The 11,581-nt window shown below is 54.5% G+C and carries 9 protein-coding genes; 4 read left to right on the top strand and 5 right to left on the bottom strand.

All coding sequences use genetic code 11. The annotated features are described in order from the left end of the window. Nucleotides 1-565: IS30 family transposase (locus ACTHSL_RS05530; protein WP_440380653.1), on the bottom strand; the 565-nt coding region annotated here is incomplete at its 3' end. Nucleotides 566-748: 183 nt separating this feature from the next. On the opposite strand from ACTHSL_RS05530, the gene ACTHSL_RS05525 reads away from it, so the two are divergent. After that, entirely contained in the window at nt 749-1,312 is a 564-nt protein-coding gene (locus ACTHSL_RS05525; RefSeq protein WP_440380652.1) for an L-threonylcarbamoyladenylate synthase, read from the top strand. Between the two features lie 387 nt (nt 1,313-1,699). Here the strand turns inward: ACTHSL_RS05525 and dnaK are convergent, their stop codons facing one another. The 3 genes from dnaK to ACTHSL_RS05510 form a co-directional block, all read right to left on the bottom strand. Continuing rightward, nucleotides 1,700-3,631, bottom strand: coding sequence for a molecular chaperone DnaK (gene dnaK / locus ACTHSL_RS05520; protein WP_049254709.1), 1,932 nt, complete (start codon nt 3,629-3,631; stop codon nt 1,700-1,702). Between the two features lie 240 nt (nt 3,632-3,871). Then, entirely contained in the window at nt 3,872-4,423 is a 552-nt protein-coding gene (gene grpE / locus ACTHSL_RS05515; RefSeq protein ID WP_049254760.1) for a nucleotide exchange factor GrpE, read from the bottom strand. A gap of 137 nt (nt 4,424-4,560) precedes the next feature. Continuing rightward, a complete protein-coding gene (locus ACTHSL_RS05510) occupies nt 4,561-5,577 on the bottom strand; it encodes a cytochrome-c peroxidase (RefSeq protein WP_440380651.1) in 1,017 nt (338 codons plus the stop codon). 325 nt (nt 5,578-5,902) lie between these two features. Here ACTHSL_RS05510 and ACTHSL_RS05505 point away from each other — a divergent pair, with 325 nt between their 5' ends. Next, nucleotides 5,903-7,297, top strand: a complete 1,395-nt coding sequence (locus ACTHSL_RS05505) for a DEAD/DEAH box helicase (RefSeq protein ID WP_107885026.1) — start codon at nt 5,903-5,905, stop codon at nt 7,295-7,297. A gap of 219 nt (nt 7,298-7,516) precedes the next feature. Here the strand turns inward: ACTHSL_RS05505 and ACTHSL_RS05500 are convergent, their stop codons facing one another. Next, the gene (locus ACTHSL_RS05500; protein WP_440380650.1) at nt 7,517-8,461 is read right to left on the bottom strand and encodes a hypothetical protein; all 945 of its coding nucleotides are present in this window, start codon (nt 8,459-8,461) and stop codon (nt 7,517-7,519) included. A 161-nt stretch (nt 8,462-8,622) separates the two neighbouring features. On the opposite strand from ACTHSL_RS05500, the gene ACTHSL_RS05495 reads away from it, so the two are divergent. Both ACTHSL_RS05495 and rpiA read left to right on the top strand, forming a co-directional pair. Further along, a complete protein-coding gene (locus tag ACTHSL_RS05495; protein ID WP_440380649.1) occupies nt 8,623-10,563 on the top strand; it encodes a PEP/pyruvate-binding domain-containing protein in 1,941 nt (646 codons plus the stop codon). 212 nt (nt 10,564-10,775) lie between these two features. Continuing rightward, nucleotides 10,776-11,444, top strand: coding sequence for a ribose-5-phosphate isomerase RpiA (rpiA, locus tag ACTHSL_RS05490; protein ID WP_440380648.1), 669 nt, complete (start codon nt 10,776-10,778; stop codon nt 11,442-11,444). The last annotated feature ends 137 nt before the right edge of the window (nt 11,445-11,581 follow it).

The raw sequence follows: 11,581 nt of genomic DNA, 5'->3' as shown, positions 1-11,581 counted from the left end.
AGGTCAATAATGCGCTTTTCTGATCCTTGCCGATGATGGTGTCGGCCTCCCAATCGCCGATGCGGGTTTTCCGATCGACAATGGCGGGGCGGTTTTCTATGCCGACGCGGTTGGGTACTTTGCTTCCGGTCCGGGTGCGGCCGTAGCGTTTGCGGTAGGGTTTGCTGCATATTCCGAGGTGTTGCCACAAAGTGCCGCCGTTGCTTTTGTCTTGGCGGAGGTAGCGGTAAACGGTGCTGTGATGGAGCGTGATCCGGAGGTGTTTGCGCAGGTAGGCGCATACTTGTTCGGAACCGAGTTTGCGGCGAATAAGGGTGTCGATGTGTTGAATGAGCTGCGAATCGGGCTTATGGGGTTGTCGCTTATGCTGTTTGGTCAGCCGGCTTTGCCGTCGGGCTTTATTGGCGCTGTATTGCCGCCCTTGGGTACGGTGCCGCTTGATTTCGCGGCCGATGGTGCTTTTGTGGCGGTTGGGCTGTTTGGCGATTTCGGCGATGGTGCAGTGGAGGGACAGGTATTGGATATGGTATCGTTCGTCTTGGGTCAGTTGTGTGGCCCATGGCAATCTTTCTTGCAGGAAAGGCCGTATGCTGTCGCATACCGGCCTTTTTCTGTTATGGAAAGTTGCACTTCAAATGCGAATCCGCCCTGTACTAGATTAGCCCTAAATTCCATTTCAGACGGCCTTCCACTCGATGAATCCGCCAGCAAAGTGTACAATCTACCGTTTTTTATTACTCTTCCCTTCATGCAACGAACCCTCTCCTCCACTGCCATAGCCCGTCTAAAAAACCACCTCAAATACGGCGGTCTCATTACCTACCCCACAGAATCCTGCTACGGACTCGGCTGCCTGCCAACACACACAAAGGCACTGAAAAAACTTATCCGCCTCAAACACCGCCCCCAACACAAAGGCATGATCGTCATCGGTGACAAACTCGACCGCATCTGCACCCTTTTACAACCCCTCGACGAAACCGACCGCCACCTGCTCGAAAGCCAATGGCCGGCACGCAAAACCTTTCTCTTACCCGCCGCCGATCGCACCCCCACCCTACTGCGCGGCCGTAACCACCGTAAACTCGCCGTCCGCATCCCTGACCACACTGGCGCACGCAATCTCTGCCGCCTACTTGGCCAACCGCTAGTATCTACCTCCTGTAATAAAGCCGGCAAACGCCCCTGCCGCAATCAACGCGAAGCTCGCCGCCAATTCGGCCGCCACGCCCTCATTATCAACGGCCGCTGCGGTGGTGCGAAAAAACCCAGCCTGATTATCGACTGGGAAAACGGCAGACAACTGCGCTAATCAATTTGAAAATAACCCACTTACACCAATGAAAATATGAGTTTCACCACCGAAATTAAAAAACTATCTGCATTCCTAAAGTATAGGAAATCGAAAAGAGGATTATCGCCGCCTCGCAAACAAAGCAAATCGCTTGCTATGTTCCCAATGATAACTGGAACGGATATTTGCTAACGGGAAGCAGTCCGGCTCCAATTCAAGTCTATGAAGATGAAGAGGTGGCGGGAGAAAATAAATATATCTTTACGAACTCCATTTAAAACACAGGAATATTTCAAAAAACCAAAAACAACAGCCGGCAAAAACAAATGCAGTTTGCCGGCAATCATTCAAACCATAACAAAAAGCGCGAACCTTACGATTCGCGCTTTTTTCAGACGGCCTCAATTATTTCTTGTCGTCTTTTACTTCTTCAAAGTCGGCATCTACGACGTCGTCGTCTTTCTTGGTTGAGGACGGCTCGGCTTGTGCGCTTTCGCCTGCTTGGGCTTCAGCTTGCGCTTGTGCGTAAACCATTTCGCCCAGTTTTTGGCTGGCTGTGCCCAGCGCTTCGGCTTTGGCATCGATGGCGGCTTTGTCGTCGCCTTTCACGGCTTCTTCGGCTTCTTTCAACGCGGCTTCGATTTTTTCTTTCTCGGCTGCGTCGAGTTTGTCGCCGTAGTCCGCCAAAGATTTTTTCACAGAGTGAATCAGGGCTTCGGCTTGGTTGCGGGAAGCGACCAATTCAGTCAGTTTTTTATCTTCCTCGGCATTGGCTTCGGCATCTTTCACCATACGTTCGATTTCTTCTTCGCTCAAGCCTGAAGAACCTTGGATGGTGATGTTGGCGGCTTTGCCGGTGCCTTTGTCTTTGGCGGAAACGTGCAGGATACCGTTGGCGTCAATGTCGAAGGTTACTTCGATTTGCGGCATACCGCGCGGTGCGGGTGCGATATCGCCCAAGTTGAACTGACCCAAAGATTTGTTGGCAGCCGCGCGTTCGCGTTCGCCTTGCAGTACATGGATGGTTACTGCGCTTTGGTTGTCTTCGGCGGTAGAGAACACTTGCGACGCTTTGGTCGGGATGGTGGTGTTCTTCTGAATCAGCTTGGTCATCACGCCGCCCATGGTTTCGATACCCAAAGACAGGGGCGTTACGTCCAGCAGCAATACATCGCTGCGGCCGCCGCTCAATACTTCGCCTTGAATCGCTGCGCCTACGGCAACGGCTTCGTCAGGGTTCACGTCTTTGCGCGGCTCTTTGCCGAAGAAGTCTTTAACGGCTTCTTGTACTTTCGGCATACGGGACTGACCGCCGACCAAAATTACGTCGTCGATGTCGCCGGTGCTCAAACCGGCATCTTTCAATGCGGTGCGGCAAGGCTCGATAGAGCGGGCAATCAGGTCTTCAACCAGGCTTTCGAATTTGGCGCGGGTAATTTTCATTGCCAAGTGTTTCGGGCCGGTTGCGTCCATAGTGATGTACGGCAGGTTGATTTCGGTTTGCTGGCCGCTGGACAATTCGATTTTGGCTTTTTCGGCAGCTTCTTTCAGGCGTTGCAATGCCATCACGTCTTGTTTCAAATCAATGCCTTGTTCTTTTTTGAACTCGGCGATGATGTAGTCGATGAGGCGTTGGTCGAAGTCTTCGCCGCCCAAGAAAGTGTCGCCGTTGGTTGCCAATACTTCGAATTGTTTGTCGCCGTCGAGGTTGGCGATTTCGATGATGGAAATATCGAAGGTACCGCCGCCCAAGTCATATACGGCTACTTTGCGGTCTTTGTTGTCGCCTTTGTCCATACCGAATGCCAAAGCGGCAGCGGTCGGCTCGTTGATGATGCGTTTTACGTCCAAACCGGCGATACGGCCTGCGTCTTTGGTGGCCTGACGTTGGCTGTCGTTGAAGTAGGCCGGAACGGTAATCACGGCTTCGGTTACTTTTTCGCCCAAGTAAGATTCGGCGGCTTCTTTCATTTTACGCAGGACTTCTGCGGAAACTTGCGGCGGAGACAGCTCTTTGCCTTGCGCTTTCACCCATGCGTCGCCGTTGTTGGCTTTGATGATTTCGAAAGGCATGGATTCGATGTCGCGTTGGACTTCTTTGTCTTCAAATTTATGACCGATCAAACGTTTTACAGCGTAGATGGTGTTTTTAGCGTTGGTTACGGCTTGGCGTTTGGCGGGTGCGCCGACGAGGACTTCGCCGCCGTCCAAATAAGCGACGACAGACGGGGTAGTGCGTGCGCCTTCTGCGTTTTCAATAACTTTGGTTTGACCGTTTTCAGAGATGGATACACAAGAGTTGGTTGTACCTAAGTCGATACCGATTACTTTTGCCATAGTGTTAATACTCCTTCAAATAATAGAATTTTCAGACGGCCTGTTTTGTTTCCGACCGCTGTTGCTTGGCATGCAAAATAGGGGACAGACGGCGGTTTTCAAGTGCTGTGTTGTAAAAAAATGACAACTTTTTGAAATTTAAAATCAAAATGTTAATTTAATTTTTCCGTTTCCCCTTATGTTTCAGACGGCCTCTGAGGCCGTCTGAAAACAAAATGCGGGATGGTTTGGGAACTGCGCCTATTCGGCGTTTTCCGCACTTTTGGCCACAACCACCATGGCCGGACGCAAGATGCGGTCGTTCAGCAGATAGCCTTTTTTCAAGACGCGGATGATGGAATTGGCCTCTTGCTCGCTCTCCTCCGCCTGCATTGCCTGATGTTGGTGCGGGTCGAGTTTATCGCCGGGCTGCGGGTTGATTTCTTTGATATGCGTGGCATCGAACGCTTTTTGCAGTTCGTTCAGCGTCATCTGCACGCCCATTTTCAGCGCGTCGAAATTACCGCTTTGGTCGAGCAGCGCCATTTCGAGATAGTCTTTGACCGGCAGCATTTCGGCGGCGAATTTTTGTCCGGCGAATTTGTGCGTATCGGCGATTTCCTGCTGATGGCGGCGACGCAGGTTTTGCTCGTTCGCCAAGCCGCGCAACTGTTCGTCTTTCAACTGTCCTTGTAGTTCTTCCACTTGCGCCTGCAATTCTTCGTAAGTGGGTGCGGCGGCTTCGGCTGCGGCATCTTCCTGTTCGGTCGGGATGTTTTGTTCTTCTTCGGGTGCGGTGTTTTGTTCGCTCATGGGTTTGCCTTTTTTAAAGTAACGGAATGGATTTTTCATGGGCGGCAATATAAGGCCGTCTGAAGCAGTTTCAAGCGCGCGAAAGGTTTCTCCGGCGTTTTTTGTGCTTTCAGACGGCCTCTATCCATCAGTGGCTGTTATTTATTGTTGGGCTGTGATTCCAATGGTGCGGAAAGCGGCAGCTCGGGCATGGTTCGTGCCGATTCGGACACACTGCCGGACAGGGTGTTCAGGAAGGCGACGATATTGTCCGTATCCTCTTTAGACAATTCTTTGCCCAACTGCGCCATGCCCATGATATTGACCGCCTTATCCAACTCCCGAACGCTGCCGTTGTGGAAATACGGATAGGTTTTGGCCACATTGCGCAAACCGGGCACGCGGAAGAAGAATTCGTCTTCGGTTTTTTTAGTTACGTCGGCACGGCCTTTGTCGTGTTTCGGGTCTTCGATAAACTTCCAATACGGGCCTTTGACCAAACCGAATTTCTGGAAGCTGTTGCCGCCGAGGTTGACGCCGCTGTGACAGGCGATACAGCCGTTATCCATAAAGGCGCGCACGCCTTTGCGTTCCTGCTCGCTTAAGGCGGAAACGTTGCCTTTGAGGTATTCGTCCCAACGGGTCGGTGTCAGCAGGGTGCGTTCGAATGCGCCCAAGGCGGTAGTGATGTTTTTGAAGGAAACCGCGCCGTCTTCAGGGAAGGCGGTTTTAAACAGTTCTTGGTATTCGGGGATTTTGGCGATTTTGGCTGCGGCTGCTTCTTGCGAGTCGTTTGCCATTTCCACAGGGTTCACCAAAGGTCCGCCGGCTTGTTCTTCAACGTCGGCCGCGCGGCCGTCCCAGAACTGCATGCCGAGCAAGGCGGCGTTTAAAGCGGTCGGGGAGTTGCGTCCGCCGAACTGTCCTTTATGGCCTTGGCTGGTCGGCAGGTTGTCCACGCCTGCGGTGGCAAGGTTGTGGCAGGAGTTGCAGCTTACGGTGTTGCCTTTGGAGAGGCGCGGCTCATACCATAATTGATGGCCGAGTTTGACCTGTTCGTCGGTAAACGGGCGCAGTTTCTGCATTTCTTCGGCACTCGGCAGCGGTTTGAAGATGCCTTGTGCGCGTTTGAGCAGCTCTTGATCTTTAGGTGAGGCATTGCTGTCGGCAACCACGGCGGAAGCCGCAGAAGCCGCATTCGAAGCGGCATTTTCGGCAACAGCAGGAGAGGCCGTCTGAACGGCGGTTTCCGAAGCTCCCGAAGCCGCTTCAGGCGGAAAGGGTAAACAATACGGCCAACTCCGTCATTGCCTGCCCGCGGCCTCAAAACGCGGCAACGGCTTTTATGGCATAATGACAGCTTTCCGGCAGCCGTTTTCCGCCCGTCCCACAGGGCGGCACCGCCACAACCGAATACCGCAGATTATTTTCAGACGGCCTTGCCCTTTCCGCCGCCGCGCGAAAGCCCGAGGCCGTCTGAATACCATGAAGGAACAAACAATGAACCCCTTTTCCTCCTTAGGCCTCGGACAGGAAATCGTTTCCGCCCTCACCGAGCAAGGCTACGAAAACCCCACGCCGATTCAGGCCGCCGCCATTCCCAAAGCCCTTGCCGGACACGACCTCCTGGCCGCCGCGCAAACCGGCACCGGCAAAACCGCCGCCTTCATGCTGCCCAGCCTCGAGCGGCTCAAACGCTTCGCCACCGCTTCCACCTCCCCCGCCATGCACCCCGTTCGGATGCTGGTACTCACCCCCACCCGCGAACTGGCCGACCAAATCGACCAAAACGTGCAGGCCTACATCAAAAACCTGCCCCTGCGGCACACCGTCCTCTTCGGCGGCGTAAACATGGACAAACAAACCGCCGATTTGCGTGCCGGCTGCGAAATCGTCGTCGCCACCGTCGGCCGCCTGCTCGACCATGTCAAACAAAAAAACATCAACTTCTCCAAAGTCGAAATCGTCGTCCTCGACGAAGCCGACCGCATGCTCGACATGGGCTTTATCGACGACATCCGCACCATCATGCAGATGCTGCCCAAACAACGCCAAACCCTGCTCTTTTCCGCCACCTTCGCCGATCCGATACGCAAATTGGCGCGCGACTTCATGAACAGCCCCGAACAAATCGAAGTGGCGGCGCAAAACACCACCAACGCCAACGTCGAACAACACGTCATCGCCGTAGACACCTTCCAAAAACGCCGCCTGCTCGAACGCCTGATTGTCGATTTGGACATGAACCAAGTCATCGTATTCTGCAAAACCAAACAAAGCGTCGACCAAGTCACACGCGACCTGCAACGGCGCGAAATCTCCGCCCAGGCCATCCACGGCGACAAATCGCAGCAAACCCGCCTCGAAACCCTTTCCGCCTTCAAAGAGGGCAACCTGCGCGTCCTCGTCGCCACCGACGTCGCGGCACGCGGGCTGGATATCGCCGAACTGCCCTTCGTCATCAACTACGAAATGCCCACCCAGCCCGAAGACTACGTCCACCGCATCGGCCGCACCGGCCGCGCGGGGGCGGACGGCGTCGCCATTTCGCTAATGGACGAAACCGAACAAAAAATGTTCGAAGCCATCAAAGAGCTCACCGGCAACAACATCCCCATCGAACGCATCGAAGGTTTCGAACCGCGCTGGTGGGACAACGGCGGCACGGAAGAAAGGCCGTCTGAAAACGGAAGGCCGCGCCGCGGCGAACGTGCGGAACGCGGGGCAAGCAGCCGCGGCGAAAGGCGCACACGCGGCGACAGCCGGGCCGAGCAGGAATCCCACCCCAAAGACCCGGGCGAATCCTGCGGCAAAATTGCCGGCCGCAGCCACCGCAACCGGCGCGGCGAACGTGCCAAATGTGCATTGGTCCAGCCCAATTTCGGCGTGAAATAACCCGAAATCACCCATAGCAAAAGGCCGTCTGAAACACCCCGAACAGGGCTTTCAGACGGCCTTTTGCCGTTATCCATCATGACGGACGGAATATACAAGCGGCAGCGTACCTCAAAAAACGAAAGAGATTGGATTCCCAATCAGGCAAAACGCCATACCAATTACTTTCGCATGATGCCTGCCGCCGGTTGCCATCCTGTATGGCAACCGGCAACGCCGCTATTCCAAACTGCCATACTCCTGTTTTTCCTCATCCCAGCGGTAGACTTTCCGTTCGCCGTTTTTCATACCCTTCTCTCGCCAAATGATGTCGTAAAATCCATTATGCTGCTGCGGCGACATTTTCAGGATGTATGTGTCGGTATATACATCATGCTGGCGTGTGCCGTCCTTATTCCAGCTGCCGGCAATGTTTTCAAGCGTAAAAGTGTTGGCGTTCAAAACGGGTTTCAGACGACCTTCAATAACGGCAAACAACACCATAAACTCTTCCAAACTGCCGCCTCCTGCATAACCGACCGTATTCTGCAAGCACAGGCCGAAGGCATCGGTTTTATCGTTCAGGCGATAAGCGGCAAAATCGAGACGGGCGGGCAGTGCGATTTGCAAACCGCTATCGGGGATTTGCACGACAAATTGCCGCTTCCCTTCCATAGCAGGTTTGGGGGATGGATAAAATTCGTCTTTTTCTTCATATTCATAATGTTCGGTATAAGGCGTGGCAGCAAGGGCGAATTTACCATCGGTATCCTTTGTCAGCACGGCAAGGGTCATTTGAGCGACGGGGTTGCCCGAGTCGGCTCCGCATTGCGCGTAGTGATTCGGGTTTTCGCGGTAAACATCGCCAAGCGGATGTTTGTTCAGGCACACCAGCGCGACTTGGAGGCCGTTTTTCCAAGGCCGCAGCGACATCATATTCAGTTTTTCCACGTCTGCGTCGGGTGCAACCAAACTCAGGATTTCGCGTACGCGCGCATCTTGGCGCGACAGGCTGCCGAAGCCGTCGGCAAGCGGCTTGCCGTCCGTTTGTTTTGTATGCTGCTGCGTGATTTCCGTATTTTTGACCTGTGTCCGCCCTTTGCCGGATGAGTGTGCGGTTTCCGCCGTGGAAGGCGGGGCGGCGGCGAAGAACGCCAAGGAGAGAAATAATCCGGTTTTATTCATGTTTTGTATCCTGCTTGTTCGAATAAATGTGGCGGGTCGTCTGAAAACGACAGGCTGGAAATGAAGTCGGGATTCTAGCAATACAAACCGGCAAAAGAATCAGGCTTGATTTTCAGACGGCCTTTTCTTGCTACAATCCGTTTTTTGCCATACCCGACATCATGAAAACCGCCACCCGCCTTTCCCTGCTTTTACTGCTCGCCGCCTGCCAACCCGACTCCGCAGCCGTAGATACCGCCGCGCCGACCGCGCGCAAGCCTTCTTATTTTGAGTCTGACAAACGCCAAGCCGCCACGCCGGTTAAAACGCAAACGCCCGCGCTGTCCGCCATCCGCAGCCGCGCCGATTTCGACCTGCTTTCGCGCGTTTACGAACAAGACAGCGAATACGAAATCCCGCACGTCCTCTTCCTTATCGACCGCGAAGACAACAACCGCACCGACTACATCAACACGCCGAAATACCGTCTGCACGAAACCTATCTCGCCGAGATTTTGAAGCCGATGCCGACGCGCAAAGAATTGTTCGAACAATACCGCAGCCCGAACCGCCGCTTCCTGTTCGGCACCATCAGCTGGCAGAACAGCACTCAAGAATACGTTTACGAATTTTGGGAAGGCGACAAAATCACGCCCGAATTGCTGAAATTGGCAGAAGGCCGTCTGAAAGACAGTTTCTTCGCCCCGCTGCGCTACAAAACCAATTCCCTGTGGCAGGAAACCGTTGCCGCGCAAAGCAAAGTCCCCTTCGTCACCCAAGAAAGCCTGATACAGAATTTCCCCTATCTGCCGTTGCATAGGGGGAAAGCGGTAGGCACATTGCGCGTCATCACTCAGGAAGACGACCTTTACGATGTCGGTGCGGACGACATCATCATCTTGAAAGAAGTGCCGCTGGTGTTGCCGCCCGTAGCAGGCATCATCAGCGAAAAACCGTCCACCGCGCTGTCGCATGTGAACGTCTTGGCGCGCGGCTGGGGCATTCCCAACATCTACCTCAAAGATGCCGAAAAAATCCTCGCCCCCTATATCGGCCGCCGCATCGAATTGGAGGCAGACGCAAAACAATACCGGGTCGCCCAAACCAACCGAAACACAGCCGCCAAGACATTTTCAGACGACCTCTCCCTGCCGCAGCCCGACACTGCCGATTACAGCCTGCGGCCGCTTGCCAACTTGCGCCGTGAAGACAGCCGTTACTGCGGCAGCAAAGCCGCCAACCTCGGCCATATCCGCGCCCATATCGCAGGCAGCAACGTCCCCGACGGATTCTGCATCCCCTTCGCCTACTACCGCGCCATGATGGACAAACTCGGCATCAACGCGGCAACACTGGCGCAAATCGAAACGCAAAGCGGCGGCGACAACCGCAAACGCCGCACCGCCCTGCTCGCCTTGCAGAAAAAAATCACCGATGCCGAAATCCCGTCCGAATGGAAACGCACATGGGCGGAACAATGGCGCAGCCAATTAAACAGCAAAGGCGTGTTCGTCCGCAGCTCATCCAATTCCGAAGACCTGCCGAATTTCAGCGGCGCAGGACTGTACACCACCGTGCCGAACGTAACCGGCGAAAACGCGCTGGCCGAAGCAGTGAAACAATCTTGGGCTTCCGTCTTCAATTACAGCGCGTACGAAGCCCGCCGCATCGCCGGACTACCGCACGACAGCGTGAAAATGAGCGTCTTCGTCCAGCAAAGCATCAATGCCGACCTCTCCGGCGTACTCGTTACCGTCAATCCCTACGATACCGCGCAAAAAAACACTTCCTACATCGCCGCCAAACGCGGACTGGGCATTCGCGTGGTCGAAGGAAAACGAGTGGCGGAACAAGCCGTTTACAACCGCCGCAACGACGCCGTACAACGCCTCAGCTCCTCCAACGAAACCACCGCGCTGCAACTGGATGAAAACGGCGGCGTCAGGGAAGTGCCGATAACCGGCGGCAACGTCATGAACCACGACCAAATCCGCCGCCTCGACCAAACCGGACAGCAAATCAAACAGCTTTTCGGCAACGGCGAACAAGACATCGAATGGGCTTTCGCGGGCGGAAAACTCGTCATCCTTCAGGCAAGGCCTTATTTAAACGGCAGGCGGTAACATGGAAAGGAAAGAGGCCGTCTGAAAACGCAAATAAACCGATTCGGCATTGTCCGTTTCTAATGCGGGAAACAAACGCCGCCGAACATCGGACAAAACAGTTTTGACCCAATTCAAACATATGTTTTCAGACGGCCTTCCAAGCCCCTGCGCCTTCGGTTATGATTCCGTTTGAAATACCAACAACCAAACGTTAATAAAAGGAGCGAAACATGGCGACACAAGACGATCTGAAACGCATGGCAGGTGAAAAAGCGGTGGAATTTGTGCCCGAAAACGAATACATCGGCATCGGCACAGGCTCCACCGTCAATTATTTCATCAAAGCCCTGGCCGCCAGCGGCAAACAAATCAAAGGCGCGGTCAGCAGCTCCAAAGCCACCTCCGCGCTGCTGGAACAATACGAAATCCCCGAAGTTACCCTGTCCGACGTCATCCGCCTGGCGGTGTATATCGACGGCGCCGACGAAATCAACCACAGCCTGCAAATGATTAAAGGCGGCGGCGGCGCACTGTTGCGCGAAAAAATCGTCGCCAGCGCGTCGGACAAATTCGTCTGCATCGCCGACGAAAGCAAATACGTTTCGCGCCTGGGCAAATTCCCGCTGCCGGTGGAAGTTATCCCCGTCTCCCGCTCGCTGGTGGCGCGCCAACTGCTGAAACTGGGCGGCGAACCGCAACTGCGCGTCGGCTTCATCACCGACAGCGGCAACGAAATCCTCGACGTGGCCGACATGGATTTGTCGCGCCCGCTGACGCTGGAAGACGAGCTGAACAAAATCACCGGCGTGGTCGAAAACGGCTTGTTCGCGCGCGATGCGGCCGACGTGCTGATTCTGGCGCGCGCCGGCGGCGTGGAAGTGATTAAAGTCGGCGGCTGATAAGGCGTTATTCAGGCATCAAAGGCCGTCTGAAAACCCGCAATCCGGTTTTCAGACGGCCTTTCAAATACAAAATACAAACCCGCCCCTCTGCCGGACAACGAAGTTTCCCGCATATCGGTTAAAATGCCCCCTTT

Source organism: Neisseria sp. P0008.S010, from assembly GCF_051962715.1.
Classification (GTDB): domain Bacteria; phylum Pseudomonadota; class Gammaproteobacteria; order Burkholderiales; family Neisseriaceae; genus Neisseria; species Neisseria elongata.
This window is presented reverse-complemented; position numbering and strand designations above follow the sequence as displayed.

Bases quoted from the DNA above. Each gene is read 5' to 3' on its own strand.
- ACTHSL_RS05525 (WP_440380652.1), top strand. From the start codon at position 749: ATGCAACGAACCCTCTCCTCCACTGCCATAGCCCGTCTAAAAAACCAC.
- dnaK (WP_049254709.1), bottom strand. From the start codon at position 3,631: ATGGCAAAAGTAATCGGTATCGACTTAGGTACAACCAACTCTTGTGTA.
- grpE (WP_049254760.1), bottom strand. From the start codon at position 4,423: ATGAGCGAACAAAACACCGCACCCGAAGAAGAACAAAACATCCCGACC.
- ACTHSL_RS05505 (WP_107885026.1), top strand. From the start codon at position 5,903: ATGAACCCCTTTTCCTCCTTAGGCCTCGGACAGGAAATCGTTTCCGCC.
- ACTHSL_RS05500 (WP_440380650.1), bottom strand. From the start codon at position 8,461: ATGAATAAAACCGGATTATTTCTCTCCTTGGCGTTCTTCGCCGCCGCC.
- ACTHSL_RS05495 (WP_440380649.1), top strand. From the start codon at position 8,623: ATGAAAACCGCCACCCGCCTTTCCCTGCTTTTACTGCTCGCCGCCTGC.
- rpiA (WP_440380648.1), top strand. From the start codon at position 10,776: ATGGCGACACAAGACGATCTGAAACGCATGGCAGGTGAAAAAGCGGTG.